Annotated in this window: 27 protein-coding genes; 22 read left to right on the top strand and 5 right to left on the bottom strand. The window is 34.3% G+C overall.

Going from position 1 to position 26,954, the window contains the following annotated elements:
* Positions 1–16: 16 nt before the first annotated feature.
* Entirely contained in the window at positions 17–418 is a 402-nt protein-coding gene (locus B5X70_RS06255) for a VanZ family protein (protein ID WP_079557042.1), read from the top strand.
* Here B5X70_RS06255 and B5X70_RS06250 read toward each other — a convergent pair.
* From B5X70_RS06250 to rpiB, 3 genes are all read right to left on the bottom strand, one after another.
* On the bottom strand, positions 407–853 hold the full coding sequence (locus B5X70_RS06250) for an RrF2 family transcriptional regulator (RefSeq protein WP_079557041.1): 447 nt from the start codon (positions 851–853) through the stop codon (positions 407–409). The two genes, B5X70_RS06255 and B5X70_RS06250, sit on opposite strands and share 12 nt — an antisense overlap.
* A gap of 5 nt (positions 854–858) precedes the next feature.
* Positions 859–2,232 carry a lactate utilization protein B gene (locus tag B5X70_RS06245; RefSeq protein ID WP_079557040.1) on the bottom strand — a complete coding sequence of 458 codons (1,374 nt, stop codon included), beginning with the start codon at positions 2,230–2,232 and terminating at the stop codon, positions 859–861.
* Positions 2,233–2,327: 95 nt separating this feature from the next.
* Positions 2,328–2,768 carry a ribose 5-phosphate isomerase B gene (gene rpiB, locus B5X70_RS06240; protein WP_088328592.1) on the bottom strand — a complete coding sequence of 147 codons (441 nt, stop codon included), beginning with the start codon at positions 2,766–2,768 and terminating at the stop codon, positions 2,328–2,330.
* A gap of 462 nt (positions 2,769–3,230) precedes the next feature.
* Between rpiB and nadA the strand changes: the two genes are divergently transcribed.
* The 13 genes from nadA to uvrC all read left to right on the top strand — a co-directional run bounded on the left by nadA (position 3,231) and on the right by uvrC (position 18,226).
* On the top strand, positions 3,231–4,226 hold the full coding sequence (gene nadA, locus B5X70_RS06235) for a quinolinate synthase NadA (protein ID WP_079557039.1): 996 nt from the start codon (positions 3,231–3,233) through the stop codon (positions 4,224–4,226).
* 191 nt (positions 4,227–4,417) lie between these two features.
* Positions 4,418–4,801: a response regulator gene (locus B5X70_RS06230; RefSeq protein WP_079557038.1), complete on the top strand. Its 384-nt coding sequence runs from the start codon at positions 4,418–4,420 to the stop codon at positions 4,799–4,801.
* Positions 4,802–4,819: 18 nt separating this feature from the next.
* Positions 4,820–5,839, top strand: coding sequence for a Holliday junction branch migration DNA helicase RuvB (gene ruvB / locus B5X70_RS06225; RefSeq protein WP_079557037.1), 1,020 nt, complete (start codon positions 4,820–4,822; stop codon positions 5,837–5,839).
* Positions 5,840–5,845: 6 nt separating this feature from the next.
* Positions 5,846–7,306, top strand: a complete 1,461-nt coding sequence (locus tag B5X70_RS06220; RefSeq protein WP_079557036.1) for an oligosaccharide flippase family protein — start codon at positions 5,846–5,848, stop codon at positions 7,304–7,306.
* A 32-nt stretch (positions 7,307–7,338) separates the two neighbouring features.
* Positions 7,339–7,776 carry a dUTP diphosphatase gene (gene dut / locus B5X70_RS06215; protein WP_079557035.1) on the top strand — a complete coding sequence of 146 codons (438 nt, stop codon included), beginning with the start codon at positions 7,339–7,341 and terminating at the stop codon, positions 7,774–7,776.
* 103 nt (positions 7,777–7,879) lie between these two features.
* Complete coding sequence (locus B5X70_RS06210; protein WP_079557034.1) at positions 7,880–9,658, top strand: tetratricopeptide repeat protein; 1,779 nt, start codon at positions 7,880–7,882, stop codon at positions 9,656–9,658.
* 90 nt (positions 9,659–9,748) lie between these two features.
* Positions 9,749–10,501, top strand: coding sequence for a lipoprotein insertase outer membrane protein LolB1 (locus B5X70_RS06205; protein ID WP_157666486.1), 753 nt, complete (start codon positions 9,749–9,751; stop codon positions 10,499–10,501).
* Positions 10,482–11,636 (top strand): murein hydrolase activator EnvC family protein, encoded by a 1,155-nt coding sequence (locus B5X70_RS06200; RefSeq protein ID WP_079557032.1) that lies wholly within the window; start codon positions 10,482–10,484, stop codon positions 11,634–11,636. Before B5X70_RS06205 ends, B5X70_RS06200 begins: the two co-directional genes overlap by 20 nt.
* A 119-nt stretch (positions 11,637–11,755) precedes the next feature.
* The gene (locus tag B5X70_RS06195) at positions 11,756–12,142 is read left to right on the top strand and encodes an ATP-binding protein (RefSeq protein WP_079557031.1); all 387 of its coding nucleotides are present in this window, start codon (positions 11,756–11,758) and stop codon (positions 12,140–12,142) included.
* 2 nt (positions 12,143–12,144) lie between these two features.
* On the top strand, positions 12,145–12,576 hold the full coding sequence (gene ybeY / locus B5X70_RS06190; RefSeq protein WP_079557030.1) for an rRNA maturation RNase YbeY: 432 nt from the start codon (positions 12,145–12,147) through the stop codon (positions 12,574–12,576).
* A gap of 207 nt (positions 12,577–12,783) precedes the next feature.
* Positions 12,784–14,661: a tRNA uridine-5-carboxymethylaminomethyl(34) synthesis enzyme MnmG gene (gene mnmG / locus B5X70_RS06185; RefSeq protein WP_079557029.1), complete on the top strand. Its 1,878-nt coding sequence runs from the start codon at positions 12,784–12,786 to the stop codon at positions 14,659–14,661.
* Positions 14,662–14,725: 64 nt separating this feature from the next.
* Positions 14,726–16,378 carry an adenine deaminase gene (gene ade / locus B5X70_RS06180; protein WP_079557028.1) on the top strand — a complete coding sequence of 551 codons (1,653 nt, stop codon included), beginning with the start codon at positions 14,726–14,728 and terminating at the stop codon, positions 16,376–16,378.
* A 24-nt stretch (positions 16,379–16,402) separates the two neighbouring features.
* Positions 16,403–18,226, top strand: coding sequence for an excinuclease ABC subunit UvrC (gene uvrC / locus B5X70_RS06175; RefSeq protein WP_079557027.1), 1,824 nt, complete (start codon positions 16,403–16,405; stop codon positions 18,224–18,226).
* Positions 18,227–18,236: 10 nt separating this feature from the next.
* On the opposite strand, the gene B5X70_RS06170 is transcribed toward uvrC, so the two are convergent.
* Positions 18,237–19,220 carry a lipoate--protein ligase gene (locus B5X70_RS06170; protein ID WP_088328594.1) on the bottom strand — a complete coding sequence of 328 codons (984 nt, stop codon included), beginning with the start codon at positions 19,218–19,220 and terminating at the stop codon, positions 18,237–18,239.
* Between the two features lie 368 nt (positions 19,221–19,588).
* On the opposite strand from B5X70_RS06170, the gene dtd reads away from it, so the two are divergent.
* The 4 genes from dtd (at position 19,589) to B5X70_RS06150 (ending at position 22,451) form a co-directional block, all read left to right on the top strand.
* Positions 19,589–20,041, top strand: coding sequence for a D-aminoacyl-tRNA deacylase (gene dtd / locus B5X70_RS06165; protein WP_079557025.1), 453 nt, complete (start codon positions 19,589–19,591; stop codon positions 20,039–20,041).
* A gap of 3 nt (positions 20,042–20,044) precedes the next feature.
* Positions 20,045–20,371, top strand: coding sequence for a nucleotide pyrophosphohydrolase (locus B5X70_RS06160; protein WP_079557024.1), 327 nt, complete (start codon positions 20,045–20,047; stop codon positions 20,369–20,371).
* A 2-nt stretch (positions 20,372–20,373) separates the two neighbouring features.
* Positions 20,374–21,270, top strand: coding sequence for a deoxyribose-phosphate aldolase (gene deoC / locus B5X70_RS06155; protein WP_232468428.1), 897 nt, complete (start codon positions 20,374–20,376; stop codon positions 21,268–21,270).
* A gap of 230 nt (positions 21,271–21,500) precedes the next feature.
* A complete protein-coding gene (locus B5X70_RS06150; RefSeq protein WP_079557023.1) occupies positions 21,501–22,451 on the top strand; it encodes a glycoside hydrolase family 43 protein in 951 nt (316 codons plus the stop codon).
* Between the two features lie 202 nt (positions 22,452–22,653).
* Here B5X70_RS06150 and B5X70_RS06145 read toward each other — a convergent pair whose 3' ends face one another.
* On the bottom strand, positions 22,654–23,628 hold the full coding sequence (locus B5X70_RS06145; RefSeq protein ID WP_079557022.1) for a polyprenyl synthetase family protein: 975 nt from the start codon (positions 23,626–23,628) through the stop codon (positions 22,654–22,656).
* A 280-nt stretch (positions 23,629–23,908) separates the two neighbouring features.
* Between B5X70_RS06145 and B5X70_RS06140 the strand changes: the two genes are divergently transcribed.
* The 4 genes from B5X70_RS06140 (at position 23,909) to B5X70_RS06125 (ending at position 26,868) form a co-directional block, all read left to right on the top strand.
* Positions 23,909–24,208: an ArsR/SmtB family transcription factor gene (locus B5X70_RS06140; RefSeq protein WP_079557021.1), complete on the top strand. Its 300-nt coding sequence runs from the start codon at positions 23,909–23,911 to the stop codon at positions 24,206–24,208.
* A 44-nt stretch (positions 24,209–24,252) separates the two neighbouring features.
* Positions 24,253–24,699, top strand: a complete 447-nt coding sequence (locus tag B5X70_RS06135) for a 6-pyruvoyl trahydropterin synthase family protein (protein WP_079557020.1) — start codon at positions 24,253–24,255, stop codon at positions 24,697–24,699.
* A gap of 102 nt (positions 24,700–24,801) precedes the next feature.
* On the top strand, positions 24,802–25,323 hold the full coding sequence (locus tag B5X70_RS06130) for a hypothetical protein (protein ID WP_079557019.1): 522 nt from the start codon (positions 24,802–24,804) through the stop codon (positions 25,321–25,323).
* A gap of 126 nt (positions 25,324–25,449) precedes the next feature.
* Positions 25,450–26,868: an SDR family oxidoreductase gene (locus B5X70_RS06125; protein ID WP_079557018.1), complete on the top strand. Its 1,419-nt coding sequence runs from the start codon at positions 25,450–25,452 to the stop codon at positions 26,866–26,868.
* The last annotated feature ends 86 nt before the right edge of the window (positions 26,869–26,954 follow it).

Genomic DNA, 26,954 nt, shown 5'->3' with positions numbered 1-26,954 from the left:
AATTAAATAAAGAACCATGCAAAGTATTATAAGTTTAATAAATCAGTTCAAATTAACAATTCTGGTCTGTACAGTTGTAATTTTTCTAAGTTTGCTGCCCAGTTCAGAAGTACCAAATCACAATATTTGGAATTTTACGGGTTCGGATAAAATTGTGCATTTTCTGATGTATTTTGCCATAATTTTTACACTCTTCTTTGAAAAATACCTCAGAAACAAACAACATCAATTCTCCATAAAAAACAGAGTGAATCTGATACCCATTATCGCATTAATTGTTGCAAGCGGAATTATTGAGTTGATACAACCATCTTTAGCAAATAGAAGTTGCGAGCTATTTGATTTTATAGCAAACGTTTTAGGCGTAGTAGCGGGATTTTATCTGTTTTCTTTAGCCATTAAAATACTAAAGCATTAAAAAATCATCAGTTTTATTGGCATAATTATCCATTATTGCTCCTAAAGTTTCGTTTTTAAAAAATTCAGTAAGTTGGCTTCTTACTGCACTATATTGATCATGAACCGGACACTTCATGCTATTACTATTCTTACTGTAACATGGTTTTGTACCTATTACACAAGTTTCAAATATTTGGTCACCATCAATAATTTTTACCAGTTCGTATAAAGAAACTGAATAAGGATCAAGTGCCAAAGAGAATCCTCCCGTTGGACCTTTAAAACTTTTTAAAATTCCAGCTTTAACATATATCTGAAGGATCTTACTTAAAAATTGCATGGGAACATCTAGTTCTGATGCAATTTTTTTAACGTTTATAAGTTGATCAACTGAAGACTTAATGCCTATGTAAATGATAGAACGAACTGCATATCTGCATGTATTTGATAACATAGTTACTATTTATTAATTAACCACTGATTTTGGAAAGTATCTTCCTTCGGTTCGGGAAATTTTCGTTGACCATCAAAAATATAATTATAAACCAAAGATATAAGCAATTTTTTACTTTTATAATTAATATTTCTGTTAAAACCGGGTTTCATAAGAAGTTCTCGGGCTAAAGTCATAGAAGTTTTACTTACAAGTGAATCATAACCCCCTTCAACATAATCCTTACGATTCCTGATTAATAAATCTGGTAAATTAATTTTTACCGGACATACATCGTAACAACTTCCACATAAAGTACTTGCAAAACTTAAATGACCAAATTTTTTAAAACCCTTTAAATGCGGTTCAATCACTGATCCTATGGGGCCGGTATATACAGATTGGTAAGTATATCCTCCAACATTCTTGTATATGGGACAAGCATTTAGGCATGCACCACAGCGAATACAAGATAATGCTTCAGATTGATGCGGCTGATGGTATAAATTTGATCTCCCATTATCCAGCAATATAACAATCATTTTTTCAGGACCATCTCGCTCATCTGATTGCCTGGAACCAAATATGATTGAATTATATGCGGTAACTTTTTGTCCTGTGCCATGTAAAGCCAACCATGGCCAAAATTGGTGTAGTTGATTGATTCCAGGAAGTAATTTTTCAATACCTGCTAATACCACATGCACTTTTGGAAAACCAAAAGTAAATAATCCATTCCCTTCATTCTCTGTTACAGCAACAGCACCTTCTTTCGCTAGTAAAAAGTTAGCACCGCTTAATCCCATATCGGCATTAAGAAATTTTTTCCGTAAATATTCCCTAACAAATAATGTTATATCGGCAGCTGAAGCATTTTTATCGGTATTAAATTTTTCATTAAAAAGTTTTGCTACATCACCTGCAGATTTATGCATGGCCGGTGTAAGAATATGGTAAGGACGCTCACCAGCTTGTTGGACAATAAACTCACCTAAATCAGTTTCAATACATTCAATGTTATGCTTCTGAAAAACTTCATTAAAATCAATTTCTTCAGAAGTCATAGATTTTGTTTTAACTACTGATTTAACTCCAAATTTATTAATGATATCCCTTAATATTGAAATTGCCTGATGTGAATCTTCTGCCCATAATACCTCAATGTTATTAGCAATTGCATTTTTCTCAAATTCTTCCAAGTATTCAGGTAAATTCGATAATACATTTCTTTTTGTAACAGCTGCAAAATCATGAATATCAACTCTGTTTGGATACCGACTTTTTCCCTTCTCAACTGATTGACTGTACTTCAACATATTATACCTAATGGTATTTCTATGTTTAAGTTCAAAAGCCACATCAGAAGCTTTACGATTAAATACATAACGAGGTGAAAACATGCTTTTATTCAAATAAATACAGATAAAAATAACAATTCCGGTATCTGTAACAAAAACAGAACACCGGAATTTAAAATCTTTTTATCCATTTGTTTCTAAAAGTCACACATTTTACGAATTCTTTCGGTGTGTCGCCCACCTTCAAATTCAGTACTTAGAAATAAATCCACAATTTTCTTGGCATCCTCAACAGTTATGAAACGTCCTGGTAAGCTGCAAACATTTGCATCGTTATGTAAACGAGCCAATCGGGAAATTTCAGGCATCCAGCATAATGCGCTGCGTATTCCTTTATGTTTATTGGCTGTCATATTAATACCATTTCCACTACCACAAATAGTAACACCAATGTCGCAATTTCCACTTTCAACAGAATCAGCAAGTGGATGTGCATAATCTGCATAATCAACACTATTGGTTGAATGCGTTCCAAAATCGATTATTTCATAGTTTTGTGTCTGCAGATATACCTTTAAAATCTCCTTTAATTCATACCCTGCATGGTCACAACCTATAGCAATTTTTTTAATAGTCATCAGATTCTTTTTGGTCAGTTTATAAGATTTTATCTTTAGTAATGTCATTACAAAGATAGAAATAAAATAAACACAACAATTTGTAGAAATAATTGTTGATAAAGTGTGAATAGATATTGATCCTTTTTCAAAAAAAGATCTTGCATTTTAGAGAAATATTTCCTTATTGTCTTCCAAATTCAATTGAGCAAAATAAATAGCACATATATAAAAATAGTTTTAAACACAATTAGTAATAAAACAGGTGTAGTTTCGATTACAAAATTTTTAACTTTACAGGTTCTTAACAATGTGTGAATATCATTCATAACTAATTAAAAAATAGAATTATATTAAAATTTTAAATGTTTATAACTATTTGAATCAATCTGATTTCACAAATATGCAATAGTTTCGAAACATTTTTTTCAACATTACTAACAGAGTATTATCATCATCATTATATTTTTAAATTCTAAAATAATGTATAATAATAGTGAGTGGATAAAAGATGGGTACGTAAATGAACGAATTGATAAAAATTTGAATCTAGTAGAAGAAATCAATCGTTTAAAAAAGGAGAAAAATGCCATTATTATGGCGCACTATTATCAGGTAAATCAAATACAAGATATTGCAGATTTTGTTGGAGACAGTCTGGCACTGGCTCAACAATCAGCTAAAACTGATGCTGATATTATTTTACTTGCAGGTGTACTGTTTATGGGAGAGACTGCAAAAATATTATCTCCAGATAAAAAGGTTTTAGTTCCCGATCTAAATGCAGGCTGTTCTCTGGCTGATAGTTGTCCTGCTCCTGAGTTTGCTGAATTCATTGCAAAGAACCCTGGGCATACAGTAGTTACGTATGTAAATACCACAGCTGCAGTTAAAGCTTTGTCAGATATTGTTGTAACAAGTACCAATGCTGTACATATCATTAATAGTATTCCTGAAGATCAACCTATCATTTTTGGACCAGACAGAAATTTAGGTAATTATCTTCAAAGCATTTCAGGTCGTAAAATGGTTTTATGGGATGGCGCCTGTCATGTTCATGAAAAATTTTCGGTACAAAAAATAGTAGATCTTAAAAAAGAGCATCAGGATGCTCTTTTATTGGCACATCCTGAGTGCAAAAAGCCCTTATTGGTAATGGCTGATTTCATAGGCAGCACAGCAGCTTTACTTAATTATTCCAAAAGCAGTGATAAATCAAAATTTATTGTCGCAACCGAATCAGGAATCATACATCAAATGCAAAAAGCATCTCCTGATAAAATTTTCATTCCTGCGCCACCAATGGATTCTACATGTGGATGCAACGACTGTGAATTTATGAAACTTAATACTCTCGAAAAAATTTATTTAGCTTTAAAAAACGAATTACCTGAAATCAATATCGAAGATGAATTAAGAGTAAAGGCTATTAAACCAATTCATAAGATGTTGGAGATTTCAGAAAAATTGAATTTATAAGTATTTATGTTACAATCTGCATACTTTTTTAAAATAGGTAGATGATGATTATCAGCTTCATGTATTTTTGCTTTTATTTTTTTGTTTAGATTTATATCATTATTTTTCAGCCATATTTCGTTAATTTATCCTTAAAACTTAATCTATGATTGGTGTAGGTTATGAACTGCACTAAAAAAGTATATAGACAGATGAAGAATTTATCATTACTGCTTGTTGAGGATAATATACTCAATCAAAAATTAATTTTTTTGAATCTGACTAAATTTGGGTTCAGCATTGATGTCGCCAATAATGGATTAGAGGCTGTTGATAAAGTTATTCAACAACGTTATGATTTGATTTTAATGGATTTAATGATGCCTGTTATGGATGGATTTGAAGCAACTATTAAAATCAGAGAAATTGAAGAGAACAAAGGTATTCACACACCTATAATTGGATTAACAGCAAACACTTTTGATGCAGACAGGGAAAAATGTATGTCTATTGGAATGGATGAGTATATGTCTAAGCCTTTTGATATTGAGGTTTTTAATACAATTCTTTCCGATTTGGGAATAATTAGTAATTAGTGTGGCTATACGATTAGAATGGATATTGATTTAAGAAATCCTGAAAAAGATTTTACAGGTGATATAGAAATAGAACAAAAGCTTCGTCCACTAACTTTTTTTGATTTTAAAGGACAAGAACAGGTTGTTGAGAATTTAAAGATTTTCGTTCAGGCGGCTTCTATGAGAAATGAAGCGCTTGATCATGTATTATTGCATGGACCTCCTGGATTAGGAAAAACAACTTTATCTAATATTATTGCTAATGAGCTAAATGTTGGCTTTAAGGTAACCAGCGGACCTGTTCTTGATAAACCCGGAGATCTGGCGGGAATATTGACTTCTCTTGAATCTAATGATGTACTTTTTATCGATGAAATACATCGATTGAGCCCCATTGTGGAAGAGTATCTCTATTCTGCGATGGAGGACTATAAAATAGATATTTTAATTGATAAAGGCCCTGGCGCTAAATCAATTCAAATTGAATTAAATCCTTTTACTTTAATTGGAGCTACTACACGTAGTGGTTTATTAACCAGTCCATTGAGAGCAAGATTCGGAATCAATTGTCATCTTGAATATTACGACCTTGATGTATTGAGTGGTATTTTATTGCGTTCTTCTGGTATTTTAAATACTTCTATTACACCGGAATCTGCTGAAGAAATCGCCCGAAGAAGTAGAGGAACGCCACGTATTGCTAATGCATTGTTACGGCGAGTTAGGGATTTTGCGCAAGTTAAAGGAGATGGTACAATTTCATTAGATATAACGCGTTTTTCGCTTAAATCGCTTAATATTGATGAGTATGGTCTCGATGATATGGATCGTAAAATTTTGCTCACTCTAATGGATAAATTTGATGGTGGTCCTGTTGGGGTTACTACCATTTCTACCGCAGTTAGTGAAGATAGTGGAACAATAGAGGAAGTATATGAACCTTTTTTGATAAAGGAAGGATTTTTAAAGCGCACTCCCCGAGGACGTGTTGTTACGCGGTTGGCTTATAAACACTTTGGAAGAGAGCCAGGAAATATACAGACTTCTTTATTTTAGAACTAAATGTCAGGTGGTTTAAAGAAATTAGCCAGTGAAACCATTATTTATGGTTCCACAACAATGATCGGTAGACTTTTAAACTGGTTATTGATGCCTTTTTATATCAGGGTATTGTCACCTGAAGAATATGGTGTAGTTATAAATTTCTATAGTTTCATATCTATATTGTTGGTAATTTTCACATATGGAATGGAAACTGGCTTTTTTAGGTTTTCAAAAAGTGAAAAATTCGCATCTGTTTATGCTAGTATTTTATCTTCATTAACCGTTTCTGGTCTTTTATTAATCATTATCATTACTTTTTCATCCGACTTTATTAGTAACATTTTGTATAATGGTCAATTTCGCGTATCCATTATTCTCATTGGATGGATCATTGCTATAGATGCTTTCATATCTGTTCCATTCGCCAATTTGCGGTTGAATAATAAAGCAATACGATTTGGAATCATCAGATTATCTGGAATTTTTTCTAATATTTTTTTCAATTTATTTTTCCTTCTATTAATTCCTTATTTAATTAAAATTGAGATTATTGGTAAACCTTATGCAAATTATTTTGAATCTTGTACTGGTGTATTTTACATTCTACTAAGTAATTTGATTAGTAGTTTACTGATGTTCTCTTTTTTTATTACTGAAATTTTTCGACTAAAAGGCACTTTTGACAAATCTATAATTTTAGGTATTCTTAATTACTCTTGGCCTTTTATAATAGTAGGAATCACCGGAATGATCATTCAAAACAGCGATAAAATACTTATTCCTATTTTAAGATCTGATGGCTTTAATGAATTGGCTGTTTATGCGGCCAATTTTAAAATTGGAATTTTGATGACCCTGTTTACTCAATCCTTCCGGTTTGCTTTTGAACCATATTTTTTTAAAAATAGAGATAAAGGATTAAGTAGTTATGCATTAATCATGGATTACTTTATAGCTTTTGGACTTTTTATTTTTCTGGGAGTTACTATTTTTCAAGATCTTATAAATATTTTGCTTACCAAAGAATACCTTTATGGAAATATAGTTATTCCAGTTGTTCTGATGGCACAATTATTCTATGGAATTTACTTTAATCTTTCGCTCTGGTATAAATTAACCGATAGAACCTATTTTGGAGCGATTTTTGGTATATTAGGAACGATTATAACCCTCACTTTAAATTTCATAACTATTCCAATTTTTGGAATGATAGGGGCTGCATATTCAATGCTTTTCGGTTATGGTTTAATGGCTTTATTTTCTGCTTTATACGGTAATAAATATTTTCCTGTTCCCTATCCATTAAAAAGAATTCTGCTATATTTTGTAGCAGCTTTAGTACTATACATAATTAATAAGTTGGTAGATATTGATTTTTATTTATTTCGTTATCTATTTAAAATCACTATATTATTTGTGTTTATAGCTATCTTTGTTCTTTTGCAAGGAAAATCTGGAATTAAAATTTTAGAATCATAATTGAAGTTTTTTTCTCAAATTTATTTAGTCACATGATAGAAATTAAAGTTGTAAATAAAAGCAATAATCCTTTACCGGAATTTGCCACGTCATTATCCGCAGGTGTCGATTTACGTGCTTTTATTGCTGAAGATATTGAACTAAAGCCTATGGAACGTATTCTGGTTCCTACTGGTCTTTATATTGAACTACCTGAAGGATTTGAAGCTCAAATACGTCCTCGCAGTGGTTTAGCATATAAGCATGGTATCAGCGTTCTTAATAGTCCCGGAACTATCGACGCTGATTATCGTGGCGAAATTAAAGTCATTCTCATTAATCTATCTAACGTTCCGTTTATTATTAAAAACGGAGAAAGAATATGTCAGATGGTCATCAATAAATTTGAAAATTTTAATTGGTCTTTATCTGAATCTTTATCTGAAAGTGTAAGAGGCGAAGGAGGTTTTGGACACACAGGTAAGAATTAATTTTTAAATTAATTCTTTATATATATCACAGTATTACAATTATTTAATAATTAATATCCTAGATAAATTTGATGTTATTTATCTTAATTTTAAAAACATTTTAATGGCTGATTTTTTAAAAAATATTGTACTGGCATTAACTTTCTTTCTTGCTTTTTTAACTGGTTGTGGTACTACTAAGGAATTAACAACTTTCGAAGACATATTATATCCTGATGGACGTTTTTTCAGCATCAGACATACTGACGACTTTATCACACAAAGATTTAACTTCTATTTTGTTGAAGCAAACCGATTAAAAGCCTTAGGAGATCTCGGAAATGCTGCCATACTTTACATGGAAGCCATACGACTTGATTCTACTTGTGCAACTTGTTACTATGAAATTAGTCATTTACTTATTCGTAATCGAGAATTTAGTGAAGCAGAGAATTTTGCTTTTCGTTCTGTTCAGTATGACCCACATAATGAACATTTTATTAGCTTACTAACACAATTGTATTCTCATAACAGTAAGTTTGATAAAGCATTACTTTCATCTAAATATCTTGTCGAACTCGATGCTGATAATCCAGAATATTTATATCAGGTCAGTCAAATTCTATATGAAAAGAGCCGATACGTTGAGGCCATAGAGTATCTTAATAGGATAGAAGCAATTATAGGAATTAATGAAGCCTTAACCTTTGAAAAGCATTCAATTTATTTGGAAGCTGGTAAAAAAAGATCTGCTTTACGGGAGATTAAGAATCTGATTTCTGAAAATCCATATAATGGTAATTTCCGCGTTTTTTTAGGTGATTTCTATGTTCAACAATCTGATATTAAAAAGGCTACAAGCACTTATAATCAAGTTTTAGTAGATTTTCCAGATAACGGTTTAATACATTTTAGTTTAGCCAATCTTGCTTTATTGGAAAATGATATACCATCTTTTGTTCAGCACTTAAAGAATGGTTTTTTTAATGCAAATTTGGAACTTGATATTAAAATTCAAAGAATTTTACCATTCCTCATGAACATGGATGATCCTGATAATCCATTGAATAAAGAACATATGGATCTATTTTTAAATGCCTTAATTGAATTACATCCATACGAATCAATGGGATATGTTATATATGGTAATTTTTTATCTGAAACCGGAAATAATTCCAAGTCCATTGATGTTTTAGAAACTGCCTTGTTATTGGACGAGAGGCAAGAAGAAATATGGCACGATTTTTTATTATTAATATTTGAAGATCAGGAAAGAAAGGATAAAACAGAATATTCAAAAAGAGCTGCTTCCTTATACCCGTCAAATCCTTTTTTTAATTACATTGCTGGCTTTTCCTTTTTATTGGATGATGATAAAATCAGCAGCATATACTATCTGGGAAAAGCAAGAGATAATGCCGAGAATAATTCCATGTTAAAAGCTCAGGTTTTGGGATTGTTAGGAGATCTTTATTATCAGACTGATAACGTTGAAAAGAGTTTCTTATCCTATCAAAAAAGTATTTCACTAAATCCCGATAACATCATTGTATTAAATAATTACTCATATTTTTTAAGTCTTGAAAAGAGAGATCTTCATAAAGCTGAGGAAATGATTTCAAGAGTTATACTGCAAGAACCTGATAATTATACATATTTGGATACTTATGCCTGGGTTTTGTTTCAGCAGGGTAAATATCTGGACGCATTGTATTACATTGAAAGAGCAATGGAATTAGGAGGAAAAGATAATGGTGTTATTTTGGAACATTATGGAGATATACTGTATAAAAATGGTATGAAGGATGAAGCTATAACTTATTGGAAAAAAGCTTCGTATACCGACGATGAAGTTACTGAATTTCTAAGTAAAAAAATTGAATTTGAATCTTATTTCGAATAACTGATGGGTAGGTATTTTATTTTTTTCAAACTTGTATCACTTCTTTTATTGATATACTTAGGTTCTTGTCGGAGTATAGACAGAATTTTTGTGGGAAAGCCGCTTGGAGATTATACTGAAGTAGAGCTAGTAGAAGAGATCATTAAAAATGAGATTCAATTTAATACGCTATTTTTTAGAAGGTTACTTGCTAATATTGATCATGGTGGTCAGGAGCGCAGTGTTCGCGCCAATATGTACATAAAAAAGGATCAGGAAATTGTCATTTCTGTCATTCCTTTTATGGGTATTGAAGCTGTTAGAATTAAGTTTGATAAGTTGTCTGTTCAGATTATTGATAGAATTAATCGTGAATATTCTGTGGCTACTTATCAACAGCTCTCAAACCGTTTTAATGTGCCTTTAAGTTATGATATTTTAGAACGGATATTGACCAATAGGATGTTTGAATTTCCATCTAATCAAATATCAAATATTAAGCGTTACAGAGGCGATGTGTATGACGATTTCTATTCTTTAAAATCTCACGAGGACAGAACTTATGCTCGAATGTTAGATACAAATTCTTATAACACATATCAACGCTTAGATATTTTACCTGATATTTACCGTGTTTTAAGTTCTTTTATTGATCAACCTGGTAACAATACTTCTTTGCATGTAGGATATGCTGATTTTCGATCTTTTAATGGAAAAGATATATTTCCTTATTCTATTAGAATTGTCGGTAATATGGGCTCTAATAGTGCAAAATTAGAATTAAATTTGAATCAGGTTGAAATGAACACTGATGCTTCAATTGGATTTTCTATCCCAACTAATTATGAAAGAGTCAATTTTTAGATTATTATTTGTTTTTTTTTGCTGTCAGATAGTAGACACAACATTATCTGGTCAAAATATTAATAATTTGCGTGCTGAGAGAGAAGCTTTGTTGCAGGAAATAGACCGTACAAATAGAATGCTTCAATCTAAACAAACTACCCGTGAAACTAATCTTCAACAATTAAACTTGTTAACAAGAGAAATTACTATTCGTGAATCTTTTTTGGCGGATATCCGGAACGAAATTTCAATTATTGATGCAAGTTTAGAGGAGAATCAAAGACAAATTAATCAATTAGAAAATGAAATAGAAAGTATAAAAACAGAGTATGCACGTTTGATACAGGATACTTACAAGAGGAGAAATGCATTAGATGAGCTTATATTCTTTCTTAGTGCTAATGGTTTTTCTGAGGCATATCAAAGATATCGTTTGTTGCAAGAATATACACGGTATCGTCAACAACAAGCTGAAAAATTGAAAGCATCTCAAAATTTACTTTTTGCTTTGCAAGAAGATATTCAAATTCAACGATTGCAAAAGGAAGAAGCCCTTAAAGAAATTGAAAATGAGTACGTTCAATTATCAAGTAACAGACAACAGAAAAATGTCTTAATCCGAAATTTGCAACGTGAGGAAAGATGGTTGCGTGAACAATTAAATAAACAGCAACAGCAAGCTGAAGAGCTTGAAAATCGAATACTTGAATATATACGAACTTCTCGTGCTGGAACAACAGGTGAGAATTTTGGAGATTTTAAAGGAAAACTAATCTGGCCTGTCAGTAGAGGTAGAATTGTCAACAGTTTTGGAGAGCATCCGCATCCGGTTTTATCAAATGTAACAATTAAAAATAACGGTATAGATATTCAAACCAGCGGAAATGATGATGTTTTTGCCGTTCATAATGGCGAAATTAGTCGTGTAGTTGCTATTCCTGGTTATAACACTGCTGTTATAGTTAGACATGGTAAATTTTTAACTGTTTACGCTAATTTACGAACAGTTAAAGTAGCACAGGGTCAAATTGTTACAGCAGGTTCTAATCTGGGAACAGTATATCGTGAAGATAACGATTCAGGAGGTATTTTGCATTTTGAAATATGGGAGGAAAACCAAAAATTGGATCCTGTTAATTGGTTAGTTCCTTAAAAAATGATTAATTTAGGAAACTCTTTTGTTTTTTTTTAGTATAAAGCTATGTATCATTGTTACAAATCTCAGGTAATGCAGGATACTTTTAATTTTTAAAGCTTTTACAAGTGAATAGAATGACACTAAAATCTGAAATACAAAACATCAGTTTAGTTGAGAAGCTAATTGATGATATCTCTGCTGAATATGATATTCATTCAGATGTATATGGGAAATTATTACTAGCTGTGGTTGAGGGTGTAAATAACGCCATAGTTCATGGAAATAAAATGGTTAAAGATAAGAACGTCCTTATTGAATATGATATTTCCGATAATGAAATAGAATTCTGTATTACTGATAGCGGTGAGGGTTTTGATTTTACTAATCTGCCAGATCCTACAACACCAGAAAACATTGAAAGAACACATGGCAGAGGAATTTTTTTAATGAATCATCTGGCTGATCGAATGGAGTTTGAGCATCCCGGAAATAAAGTTAAATTATACTTTAATTTATCCTAGTTTTGGACATACATTTTTTTAATGAAGATGTAGATCTACCTCAACTTAATTATAACCAAATCTCAGTTTGGTTAAAGGAGGTTATTGAAAGTTATCTTAAGTCGTGTGGTTCAATTTCCGTTATATTCTGTAACGATGATTATATACTAAATATTAATAAGCAATTTTTAGATCATGATTACTATACAGATATTATAACTTTTAATTATTCTTCTCCAAAAGTAATTTCGGGTGATTTGTTTATTAGTCTCGATACAGTAAAAAGTAACTCTGAAATTTATCATACTGAATTTTTACATGAATTGTGTCGAGTGATTGTTCATGGCATTTTGCACCTTCTTGGTCAAGATGATAAAACAGATGTGCAATCTAACGAAATGCGAAAAAATGAAGATTTTTGGTTAGATAAGCTCAACGCATATAAGTTCAATTAAATCTTTGAAATACAAGCTTATATACTTCCTTATCATCTTCCTATTTACTTTTCTTTCTACTATTCTTTATATCGTATAAGTTCATTCTATTTCGCTTAATCCTGAGCGTCTTTATTATGTTTAGTATTTACTTAATTTTAATTTTTTGAGGTTGATCAATTTTTTGAGTTAATTGTTTACTAAATTTGGTAGTTTAAAAATTATAAGATGTTATTTGAATTTGATGTTATTGTTGTAGGAGGGGGGCATGCTGGATGTGAAGCAGCAGCAGCAGCAGGAAATTTAGGTAAACGTACTTTATTAATTACGATGGACCTAAATAAAATTGCCCAAATGAGTTGTAATCCGGCTGTTGGAGGCGTTGCTAAAGGTCAAATAGTCAGAGAGATAGATGCTCTTGGTGGACAAATGGGAATAGTTACTGATTATTCGTCAATTCAGTTCCGTATGCTAAATCAAAGCAAAGGCCCTGCAATGTGGTCGCCACGTTCTCAATGTGACCGTATGGTTTTTTCAATTAAATGGCGTGATATTTTAGAGAACATATCGAATATATCTTTTTGGCAAGATACTGTTGTTGATATTTGCATTTCTAATGGTAAAATTCAATCTGTCATTACTCAAATGGGAGTTGAATTTAAAGCCTCTAAGATTATAATAACTACTGGTACATTTCTTAATGGTTTAATGCACATTGGCGAAACTCAGCTTAAAGGCGGGCGTATTTCTGAACCTGCTTCATATGGAATCACTGAAAAACTTTTTAATGCTGGATTTACTACCAGTCGGATGAAAACAGGAACTCCAGTCAGAATTGATTCTCGCTCTATTGATTTTAGTAAATTAGAAGAACAAGCAGGAGATAATTCCTTTCATAAATTTAGTTATCTTCCAATATCGAATAGACGATTAAAACAACGAAGTTGTTATATCACCTATACAAATTCTACTGTTCATTCTATTATAGAAGGGAGTTTGAATAAAAGTCCCATGTATAATGGAACCATTCAAAGTTTAGGTCCACGATATTGTCCAAGCATCGAAACTAAGATAGTGAATTTCGCTGATAAAGATCGACATCAATTGTATCTTGAACCAGAAGGAGAAACCACTATTGAATATTATCTTAATGGATTTAGCAGCTCACTCCCTATGGAAACACAGTTTGAAGCTTTAAAACATGTCCCAGGATTAGAAAATGCAACATATTTTAGACCTGGTTATGCCATCGAATATGATTTCTTTGATCCTACGCAATTAAAAGCCACATTGGAGACGAAGTTAATTGAAGGTCTCTATTTTGCGGGACAAATAAATGGAACAACTGGTTATGAAGAGGCTGCAGCACAAGGTTTAATTGCCGGGATTAATGCTTCACTGGCTTTAGATGGGCGTTCTGTTTTCGTATTAAAAAGGGATGAAGCTTATATTGGTGTTTTGATTGATGACTTAATTACTAAGGGCGTTGATGAACCATATAGAATGTTTACAAGTCGAGCAGAATATCGAATACTCCTTCGTCAGGATGATGCCGATGTTAGGCTAACGCCAAAAGGAAGAGAAATTGGACTAGTTGACGATTACAGATATAAAATATTTAGTGAAAAAGTTAAATTTAGAAATGACGTAATCGAATTCATTAATAACTGTAGTGTTAAGACCTCTGATATAAATAATTATCTTGAATCAATTCAATCGTCTCCTTTGAAACAAGGTGTAAAACTAAATACAATTGTTTTAAGACCTCAAGTTAAGTTGTCTGAATTGATTGAATCTTTTAAACCATTAAAGCAATTTTGTGTGGGATTACCTTTGGATAGACGAGAGGAGATAATTGAATCTGCTGAAGTTTTACTTAAGTACGAAGGGTATATTGCTCGCGAACGAATCATTGCAGACAAGCTAACGAGACTGGAACACTTAAAGATAAAAGGTAAATTTAAGTACGAAGATATTAAAACCATCAGTACCGAAGGACGCCAAAAACTTACACGCGTTGATCCTGAAACCATCGGTCAAGCCTCGAGAATAAGTGGTGTTTCCCCCAGCGATATAAATGTTCTTTTGGTATTATTAGGAAGGTAATGTTTCACGTGAAACAATTTTCTGGTTTATTCTGTTTATTTAATCATTCTACGACTTCTACGATATGAGGAATAATAGCATAAAGGGAAATATTGTCGATGTTTTTCGCAAAGAAATATTTGCCGGTGAAATCACCTTCTGTAAAAATGGAATCATCTCTATAGTCAAACTTGATGAGAAATTTGAGAACTTTATCCTACCAGGTTTTATTGATGCCCATGTTCATATTGAAAGCTCGATGTTAACACCTTCGCGGTTTGCTGAAATTGTTGTTCCACGTGGAACTATTGGAGTGGTTTCCGATCCTCATGAAATTGCAAATGTGCTCGGCGTGGAAGGAGTAGAATATATGATAAATGACGGTAAAAAAGTTCCGCTCAAGTTCTTTTTTGGCGCACCAAGCTGCGTTCCTGCTACCTCTTTTGAAAGTTCCGGTGCTGTGATTGATAGTAGCGCAGTACAGAGTTTACTTAGGAGAGATGATGTTTGGTTTTTGTCAGAGATGATGAATTTCCCAGGAGTTATTTATGATGATGTGGATGTTCACAAGAAGTTAAATTTTGCAAAACAATATAATAAACCAATAGATGGACATGCTCCAGGATTAACCGGGTCTAATCTTGATAAATATGTTTCGGCTGGAATTTCTACCGATCATGAATGTAGTACCCTTAAAGAAGCAGAGGAGAAAATATCTAAGGGAATGATGATTCAGATACGAGAAGGAAGTGCCGCACGCAACTTTGAAGCTTTAAAATCATTGTTCAAAAATCATCCTGACAAACTTATGTTATGCACTGACGACAGTCATCCCGATGATTTAATATCTCAAGGACACATGGATCGTTTGTTAAGATTAGGCTTGAAGGAAGGAATTAATCTGTTTGACTTGTTGCGTGCAGTTACCATTAACCCTGCTCAGCATTACAATTTACCAATAGGTTTATTGCGCGTAAATGATCCTGCCGATTTTATTGTTGTCGAAGATCTCGATAATTTCAATGTGGTGTCAGCATATATTGAGGGGGAGAGGGTATATCATCAAAATGATGGAATTACCTTTGATGTTCCTTCGGCAGATCCGGTTAATAAATTCAGAACTGAACTTGTTACTCATAAACAGTTAGAGGTAAAATTGCCAGATGAGTATGATTCTGTCAGAGTGATAGAAGTTCATGATGGTGAACTTTTAACTTCTCAATATAATTGGAAACCTTTGAATGTTTCAGGAGGTGTGTTAACATCCGATTTGAATCAGGATATAATTAAACTTGTAGTTGTTAATCGCTATAAAGATACACCACCTTCAGTGGGGTTTGTGAAAAACCTCGGATTGAAGAAGGGCGCAATTGGAAGTACAGTTGCCCACGACAGTCATAATATTATTGTTGCCGGTTGTGATGACGATAGTATCCTCAGGGCAATTAATGTTTTAATTGAAGGAAATGGAGGCATCGTTACCGTAAATGGAGAATTCTTTAATCATCTACCTTTGCCTGTTGCCGGTTTAATGAGTTGTGATTCCGGTGCTGAAGTAGCAGAAAAATATAAAGTATGCAATCAAAATGCAGCTAAAATGGGAAGCAGTTTAAAATCACCATTTATGACGCTATCTTTTTTATCTCTCCTTGTTATCCCGTCATTAAAACTAGGTGATAAAGGATTGTTTAATGTTGCAGATTTTGAATTCACATCACTGTTTGTTTCTGATAAGTGATCATTATATAACTCTTTATTTTCTATGGAGATAAATTACCTGAATGAACATATTGATGAACTTCGCGAACTGGTTACTGTTTTGCCGAATAACCCTGGAGTTTATCAGTTCTTTGATACATCAGGTAAAATTATTTACGTTGGAAAGGCAAAGAATCTCAAACGACGAGTTGCATCCTATTTTAATCGCGAACCTGATAATGGTAAGACCAGGGTTTTGGTTAAACGGATTCGAGATATCCGGCACATAGTAGTGGACAGTGAAGAGGACGCCCTGTTGTTAGAAAACAATCTCATAAAGAAATATCAACCACGTTACAATGTTCTTTTAAAAGATGACAAATCCTTTCCGTGGATTGTGATACGCAACGAGCCCTATCCACGCGTATATCAAACCCGGCAATTAATTAAGGATGGGAGTCAGTACTTTGGCCCTTACACCAATGTTATGTTGGTTCGTTCACTCATTGACCTTTTTAGGCATTTATATCCTATCAGAACTTGCCGCTTAAATCTTATTCAGGATAATATCACTCAGGGAAAGTTCAAACGATGTCTGGAATTTCATATAGGAAATTGCAAGGCTCCTTGTGAAGGATTACAAACAGAACAGGAATATTTGGAGTATATTGTTGATATCCGGAACATACTAAAGGGAAATATCGGATCTGTGATCCGATATTTGAAAGAGCGCATGCTCAAACTTGCAGATGAATATAAATTTGAAGAAGCTGAAAATATCAAACAGCGGTTAAATTTATTATCAGGTTTTCAAAGTAAATCTACCATCGTAAACCCCAAAATTGATAATGTAGATGTTTTCTCAATAATTAGTGATGATAAGTCTGCCTATGTCAACTTTCTAAAAGTATTAAATGGAGCAATTATTCAGGCTCATACCATTGAGTTAAAAAAGAAGCTTAATGAAACCGATTCTGAACTTCTTTCCCTGTCCATTACAGAAATTCGCGAGAGATTGCAGAGTAGTTCCAGGGAAATCATTGTCCCTTTTATTCCTGAAGTGCCTTTGCAAAATGTGGAATTTGTTATTCCAAAAATAGGGGATAAAAAAAAGCTACTGGAATTGTCTGAGAGAAATGTCAAATACTATCGGCTGGAGAAACTTAAGCAGGATGCCAATAGGCAAAATACACCACGACATATCCGTTTACTCGAAAATGTTAAGGCGGATCTAAGACTTAAGCAACTTCCTGTACACATAGAATGTTTTGATAACTCAAACTTCCAGGGTTCATTTCCGGTTGCTGCATGTGTGGTGTTTAAAAACGGTATACCTTCAAAACGGGATTATCGCCACTTCAACATTAAAACGGTAGAGGGTCCTGATGATTTTGCCTCTATGGAAGAGGTTGTTGAACGCCGCTATCGGCGTTTAATGGATGAAGGTTCACCGCTTCCGCAATTAATCGTTATTGATGGGGGGAAAGGTCAATTGGGTTCAGCTGTAAAAGCGTTAAATCGTTTAAATCTATCCGACCGTATTGCCATCATTGGCATTGCAAAAAAGCTGGAAGAGATATTTCGGCCCGGTGACCCCATTCCACTTTATCTTGATAAAAACTCCCAAACATTGAAACTGATTCAAAACTTACGTAACGAAGCTCACAGGTTTGGTATAACATTTCACCGACAAAAGCGAAGTAAGGCGGCATATGAATCAATACTCGAAAAAATAGAAGGAATAGGACCCAAAAGTATAGAAGATCTGATGAGGGAATTTAAATCAATCAATGGAATTAAATCTGCCTCAGTCGATGATTTGCATAAAGTTGTGGGATCTAAAAGAGCAAATTCACTGATTGAGTTTTTCAAGAAGGCAGGAGATTAGTCATATCATTTTAAAAGAATAGATCTGTAATTTCAGATACTTCAAATTCTGTAATGGATAAATTCTGTGTAAGAGCATGACTAATGGCTTCCTTTTGATGATATATTTCAATTAAATTTTTAGTAATCAACTTGCAGAGTTCCTCATTTTCTTTTGTGCTTCGAATTTGTAAATCTCTGATTTTCCCTTTTTCAACTTTCATTTTTACTGAAAACACAGCTTTTTTCAACCTAACTCTTTTTGAAAATTCATATGCAGGGCCATAACTATAGTTCCATTCTGTGGTATCATACTTTTCTTTTTTCAATTTGTTGATTTCATCTATTTCTTTATACGTTAAATCGTATAGTACAGTATTTGAGTTATTAAATCTTATCTGTGACTCTAGTTTATTTAAAAAGTCAGATGCTTCGATGGCTTCATTGTATATAGCAGAAATATTCATTACTTCACTTCGCACCGACTTTACTGCTTTATCTCGGAACTTTCCGGGATCACTTTTTAAACTAAAGGTTAAATGTTCCAGATTGGAGTTAAATAGAAGTGTTCCATGATGCATCACTCGTCGTTTGAAAACGTGACAGGCATTACCTGATATTTTCTTGTAATCAATGAGCAAATCATTTCTCACACCGTGTCGTACCGGAATACCCCAATCATTTAATACCGTAACAATGGGATCAGTTGCCTTTTTAAAATTCACTAAATCATTATGTTCACCATTTTTTATAAAGCAAAAGTTTATGTTTCCTTCATCGTGATAAACAGTTCCGCCACCCGATAGTCTTCTAAATAGGGGAATTCCTTCACGTTGCAGGTAATTTAAATTAATTTCTGCCAGTGCATTTTGATGCTTTCCAATAATTACAGAAGGACGATTTATGTAGAAAAAATGAATGTTTTCTGTTTTTTGTCTTAACAGATACTCCTCAGTCGCAAGGTTAAATGCCGGATCTTTACTTTTACTGATGATGGACAGCGTATTGGTATTCATTATCTTATTTTGAATTCTGGTTTGAATTTATGATAGCTTGTTAATCTTTTTAATTAATTTGATTATCAAACATGAAATATACTTAATACCAGCTATTGCATTAGTTTAATATTGTTAGGCGGAACTTGCCTGTGCTCATTATCTAATATTCAATTCCAAGGCATTCGGGACTAACGACCTATTCAAATAGTGATGCTAATCTCATCTAACAATTATATCAATGGTTCGGTTTAGGAATGCTTTGCTATTTTTTCTAATTCAAATATATTCTATATTTTAGATGTTAGGTAGTTTTAATGATGAAACCATTCTTTTAAAACTGTATTTGATAAATGTATTTTCTCAATAATGGATAATTTGAATAGTTTATGCGATTGGTCATTCAAAGGGTTAACAAGTCAGAAGTTTCTGATGATACTGGGTTAATATCCTCAATTGGACAGGGTTTGATGATTTTGTGCGGAATAGAGCATCGGGACAGTAAGGAAGATGTTCAGTGGCTTGCCAAAAAAGTGGCAGGACTACGCATATTTGATAATGAGAACGGTGTTATGAATTATTCTTTAGTGGAAATCGGGGGAGAAGCAATGGTTGTAAGTCAGTTTACGCTTCATGCCCGTTATAAAAAGGGTAATCGGCCCTCATATATAGATGCTGCACCTCCCGAACATGCCATTCCGTTATATGAATATTTTGTAGAATTATTGACTCAACTCATTGGAAAACCGGTTGCCAGTGGTAAATTTGGAGCTCATATGAAAATTAATCTCATCAACGATGGGCCAGTTACCATTTTGATGGATTCTCAAAACAGGATGTAAACTATGACTATAAAAGAGGCACAACAATTAGTTGATATTTGGATTAATAAATATGGGGTTAGATATTTTTCTGAAATGACTAATCTTGCCATTCTTATGGAGGAAACCGGAGAGCTTGCCCGCATCATGAGCCGTAAATACGGAGATCAATCCTTTAAGGAAAATGAAAGTCCTGATTCACTTCCGGATGAGATGGCTGACGTTTTATGGGTTTTATTGTGCCTGGCAAATCAAACTGGAGTTGATCTCGAAAAGGCTTTGATTGATAACCTGGATAAAAAAACCAAGAGGGATGGTTCCAGACATAAAAACAATACTAAATTGAAATAGATATGATGGATTTAAATGAATTGGATATGCTTCCATTGTTTGCTGAGTTCAACGAAGATTTTAAAGCCTTCCCGGACTTTAAAACTGATTTTGTAGCATCGTCAGAAATAAATGTTGAAACATTAAAGAATATGTTTAGTTGTATAGATTTAACAAGTTTAAATACAACTGATAGTAGTAGTGATATTGATGAATTTTGTAACAAAGTTGCACAATTCAAATCCAGCTTTCCCGATATGCCGGATGTTGCAGCTGTATGTGTTTATCCTGTGTTTGCTTCTGTATTGGCAACGCGTTTAAAAAACATGAAAGTTAATCGCGCAGTAGTATCAGCTTGTTTTCCATCATCACAAACATTTTTAGATATCAAGAAAGAGGAGACAAAAAAAGCGATTTTCTTCGGCGCCAACGAAATTGATATTGTTATGTCTGTAGGAGAGTTCCTCGAAGGAAATTATGAATTTGTGGGGAATGAAATTTTTGAAATAAAACAGGTGATGGGTGATGCACATCTTAAAGTTATTCTCGAAACGGGTGCTTTACCCGACAGTGAATCAATTTGGAAAGCATCTTTAATTGCCATGGAGGCTGGTGCCGACTTTATTAAAACTTCCACCGGTAAAATGAGTCCTGCTGCTACGCCTGAAGCTGCTTGGGTGATGACGCATGCCATTAAAGCTTTTCATAAGAAGAGAGGTAAGATGATTGGTTTTAAACCTGCCGGCGGCATTGCAACTGTTGATGATGCGTTGCTTTACCACGATATTCAATTAAATGTATTGGGTAAAAACTGGGTAAATAACAACTTTTTTAGGATAGGAGCAAGCCGATTGGCCAATGAATTAATCATTGCAATTAAGAGAGCCGAGGGGCTGCCTGAGCCTATAAAATATTTCTAGGATCATTTTGTGCACACCAAAGATCATTTTGTGTTAATTTAAATCATGTATTAAGTTATAATTTTAACATTTGTTGCTTTTATTAACTGTTGTATATCATAATTCAAATATATCATGCACTATAAGAGAACTATTACCGAAATATTTCTATAGTTAAAATGATTGTCAACAAGTTATTGTAAAGTAGTATTATATTATAATCTTGATAGTATTTATTAAAACACTCTTTTATGAAATTATTTATTATTTTCCTTACACTAATCAGCTTTTCCTTAAATGGATGTAGCAAACAGGAAACAGAAGACCATGTTTATCTCTTTAGTTATTTCAAAGGAGACAGTAGAGACGGTTTACATCTCGCGTGGAGTGAGGACGGACTAGTATGGAAGGAGCTCAATAATGGCAATTCTTTTCTGAAACCAACGGCCGGACGCGATCAATTAATGAGAGACCCTTGTATCATAAAGGGAGCGGATGGTTTATATCATATGGTTTGGACTGTAAGTTGGGCCGAAAGAGGAATTGGTTATGCCAATTCTCCTGATTTGCTTAACTGGTCGGAGCAAAAATATATTCCTGTTATGGAGCACGAAGAAAATGCAAGAAACTGTTGGGCACCGGAGATCACTTATTGTGAGAAGGAGGGCATATATATGATTTATTGGGCTACTACAATAGAAGGTGCTTTTCCCGAAACCTGGGTGCCTGAAGATAACGGATTAAACCATCGCATGTACTACGTAACGACGCTTGATTTTAAAGAATTCAGCGACACTAAAATTCTTTATGAACCAGGATTTAATGTTATTGATTCTCATATTGTTCCTTTCGAAGGTGAGTTTATTATGTTTTTAAAGGATGAAACACGAACCCCCCCTGCAAAGAGCCTGCATGTTGCTAGATCTGAAAATCTTACCGGACCCTACTCGCAACCTGGAGATGTAATTCATGGTAATTATTGGGCTGAGGGACCTACATCTCTTTACATCGATGGAAATTGGATTGTTTATTTTGATATATACAGAGATAGAAGAATGGGTGCTGTAACCTCTCCAGATTTAGTTAATTGGACTGAAATTACCGATCAAGTTTCCTTCCCTCCTGGCACAAGGCACGGTACAGCATTTAAAGTTAAAAGAAGTGTGTTAGATAATATTATCGCAAGTACTTCGGTAGATTAATGAATCGCGCAATTTTGAAGCGAGGCGGTCTAAAAAGTCTGTTAATAATATTCAATACTTACAATTTAAAACAACCTTGCTTTCACCCCTCCAAACCTCCCCCAAGTGGGAGGCTTAAAGTCCCCCTTGGGGGATTTAGGGGTGAATTATTAACGTGTAATTTACGATTTGAAAGATAAGGGAAATTTTTGGACAGCCTCTTTTATATTTTGCGAGTAGTGGTAAAATGAACCAGCTCTTCAAGGGCATTACGTGTTTCGCAAACCGGATAGGTATATAGTATCTCAAGGGCTTTGTCCCTATACTCACTCATCATTTGTCTGGAGTAATCTATTCCGCCCTTCTCTTTTACCATCTGCATGATGGGAGCAATTTTTTTCTCCTTTTTATGATCTTTTTTAATGGTGCGAAGAATTTTTTTCTTCTCGCCATTTTCCATTTTGCCTAAGACATGAAGTAACGGAAGTGTGATTTTTTTCTCTTTAAGATCATTCCCTGTAGGCTTCCCGGCCAGGTTGGTTTTTTCATAATCTAAAAGATCATCTCTTATTTGAAACGCCATCCCGAGGTATGTTCCAAATTTGTACATTTTCTCAACATGCTCCTCGTCGGCGTTTACGGAGTAAGCGCCTGCTTTGGTACAAGCAGCAATAAGTGTGGCTGTCTTTTTTCGAATCACCTCGTAATATTCTTCTTCGGTAATGTTTAACTGTCGCGACTTCTCGATCTGAAGAAGTTCTCCCTCACTCATCTCTTTTACTGCATCAGAAACCACTTCAAGAACGCCTATTTGTTTGGTCTTCAGTGCACTGATCAAACCTACCGATAAAAAGTAATCGCCCACCAAAACTGCGATCTTGGAACGCCAAAGTGCGTTTATCGAAAAGAACCCACGTCGTTGATAAGTTTCATCAACCACATCATCATGAATCAATGTTGCAGTGTGTAAAAGTTCAATTAGTCCGGCTGCGGTAAAACTTGCATCGGTTATTTGCCCATTAAGTTTTGCAGATAAAAACACCAGCATGGGGCGCATCTGTTTGCCCTTCCGACGCAAAATATAGTTGGTGATGATGTTTAATAACGGTATTTTTGAGTTCAGCTGGGTTTTGAAGTAGGGTTCAAAATCCTGCATCTCTTTCTTTATAGGGGCTTTTATCCTTGATGAAACACTCATTACTTCTCAATATATTTTGTTCAAAAATAAGAAATTGTAACATACTTATTTCTTAAATTTTGTTTTTATTATTTGTTAACGATTCTCTTTTTGAAATACATGCATTTATATAAATATTTTAAGAGGTTGCATATTTAATATGTAATTTCTTCATATATTTGCATTCCTAAATGTAACAACAATTTACAATTGTTGTTGCATTGCTATTAAAGATTTAAGATATATATCAGTACCATAACAAAATACGATGCATAGGCATCGTATGTAAAAGCAGAGAACAATGAAAATCAAAGATCTGGATCCCCAAATATTGGAAAAAGCAGCCAGTATGCTTAAAGCCATCGCGCATCCAATGCGTATTGCCATTCTATCACACCTTGAGGATGGGAAAAGATTAACCGTTACCGAAATACATCAGCTGCTCAATATTGAACAAAGTACCACATCACACCATCTTGGCATATTAAAAGATAAAGGGGTACTCGCGTCACAAAGGGATGGAAAGAATACGTTCTATTTTCTTAAACACGAAAGTTTAAGAAATATTATTGATTGCGTTAGTAAATGCTCTGCCAGTTAGTATTTAACATTGGTAATTTAAAGTAGAGATTTAGATTTGTAGAGATGGCAAAAATAAGATTAACCAAAGAGTTTCGGTTTGAAATGGCACATGCTCTTTGGAACTACGACGGATTGTGCAGGAATATTCACGGGCATTCATACATTCTTCAGGTGACGGTTATTGGTGAACCAATTTCCGATCAGGATAATACAAAACTGGGAATGGTAATGGATTTTGGCGACCTAAAAGCGATTGTAAACCGCGAAATTGTTAAGGATCTTGATCATTCTATTGTTGTGAGTAATATGGTTTCTCCCGAAATCATCAAGCAGATGGGTCAGATGGGCGAACGGCATTTTTTGGTTGATTATCAGCCAACATGCGAAAATATGCTCATTGATTTTGCTCAACGACTAAAAAATGCACTTCCAAAAGAAGTTAGCCTTTTTAGCCTGAAACTTCACGAAACAGCAAATTCTTTTGCTGAATGGTACGCTGAGGATAATTGATTAAACTATTTGCATACAATTACTGTATGAATTTAATCAGAATCCGGTATTGACTTCTGGTTTTTCTGAGAATAATTTTACTTCGTTATTAAACCAAGTAAAATGAAAACAGCCAAAATCATCCATGCTGTCTTAAAGCTTAAACTTTGGAGTTTGTCGCTGCTGTTCCTGATATTTTCCGCTTGTTCCAGTGATGGAGACAAAGATGAGGATATCTTTTTTATTCGCTTCAATGCTGATGGGACAAAAGTCGAGTTCACCAATCAGCTCATTCTTACGGCAGGTTTTGGACAATCTGGGCAATTCCACACCGCAACCATCTCTGGCGCAAATGATGCAATAACCAATGTAGGATTACAAATTTACCATGATTCTCCAATAATTGAAGGAATTTATAGTGGGTATGGTGTTACTAATGATGTTGTTACAGGAGTCATTCTTCACTATTCGGCACCAACAGGGATTTTGTATAGCTCTGGTGGCGTTGATGTATATGCACAAGTTGAAATCACCGGTTTATCGCAGTCTGTCGTGACCGGGAAATTTAGCGGAGTGTTAAAGGCAGATGAACAAAGCGATTTAATTGTCACAGATGGAGAATTCAGAGTCAGACGAATAAATTAAAAAATTCAGAAGCCTCGTGACCTTCCTGTCTTTCGAGGTTTTATCTTATCCTTTTTAATGCAATTCTGCTGTCATCCAAACATTTTCATGTACTCCTGCGTTTAATATTTTATATTTAAACGCATCATGAAAATACTACTCACAGGTGCCAATGGATACATTGGGAAAAGATTGTTGCCTTTGTTGCTCAACCAAGGATATCATGTTTTCTGTTGCGTGCGTGATCCTGATCGGTTTGCTGTTGATATCTATCCTCAGGAACAAATAGAAGTTTTAAAAATTGATTTCCTTGATGCGGATTCTGTTAAGGTCATTCCGGATGATATTGATGTAGCTTATTATTTGATTCATTCTCTGTCTGCATCAACAAAGAATTTTGATGAACTCGAAAAAATTGCGGCACGCAATTTTTCTAATCAAATGCAGCTCACATCAGTCACACAAGTGATCTATTTAAGTGGCATTGCAAATCAGGAAAAATTGTCCCGCCATTTATCTTCCCGTAAAGAGGTAGAAGAGATTTTACAAAAAGGTTCCTGGCATCTCACCACTCTTCGAGCCGGCATTGTAATTGGCTCCGGAAGCGCTTCTTTTGAAATAATGCGCGACTTGGTTGAAAAATTGCCGGTGATGATTGCACCACGCTGGTTAAGTACCAAGTCGCAACCCATAGCTATGCAAAATGTCATGGAGTATATGATGGGGGTATTGGCAAATGAAAAAACCTACGATCAGTCGTTTGATATTGGAGGCCCCGATGTTTTAACATACAAAGAGATGCTGTTGCAATATGCCTCTGCAAGAGGTCTCCGCCGATGGGTCTATTCAGTTCCTGTCATGTCACCCCGGTTGTCATCTTATTGGCTCTATTTTATCACTTCCACATCTTACAAGTTAGCGGTGAATCTGGTCAACAGCATGAAAATTGATGTAGTTTGTCGTCCTCATCAATTGGGTGAAAGCCTAAATATTTCACTTATCTCGTATAAAGATGCCGTAAAGTTGGCCATCAAAGAAATTGAGGATGGCCGAGTCACCTCCAGTTGGATCGATGCCCTGTCAGGCAATGCCCTTCAACCCGGAATTGCCCGATTAAAGGCAATTCCTGAAGATGGATGCCTGAGTGTACGCCACATCAGAAGGATTGATGATCCAGAACGTGTGTGGGAAAAAGTTATGCGCATTGGTGGATCAACAGGTTGGTATTTTGCCACCAGGTTGTGGGCGTTTCGCGGTTTTCTCGATAAAATGGTAGGTGGAGTTGGTTTGCGACGTGGACGCAAAAACCAATATGAGCTGCAGCCCGGAGAAACTCTGGATTTTTGGCGGGTGGTGGATGTAAACCAGAGCACGAAGCGCCTCCTTCTTTATGCCGAGATGAAATTACCGGGGGATGCATGGTTGGAGTTCGAAATTAATGGAAATGAACTTAGTCAGACTGCAATTTACAAACCTAAAGGTATTATGGGCATTCTTTACTGGTACATGATATATCCGTTTCACGATTGGATTTTTAGAGGCATGGTCAGGAACATTGCAAAGTGATAATTAGTAGAGCCCCTATTATAAACTTTAGCAGGCGTTTTGTTTACCCTGAATAATTTTATAATACAATAATTTGTGCGATATGC

The sequence above is a fragment of the Alkalitalea saponilacus genome, assembly GCF_900168165.1.
Lineage (GTDB): Bacteria > Bacteroidota > Bacteroidia > Bacteroidales > Marinilabiliaceae > Natronoflexus > Natronoflexus saponilacus.
Note: the sequence above shows the minus strand (reverse complement) of the source record. Positions and strands in the feature narration are given on the sequence as shown.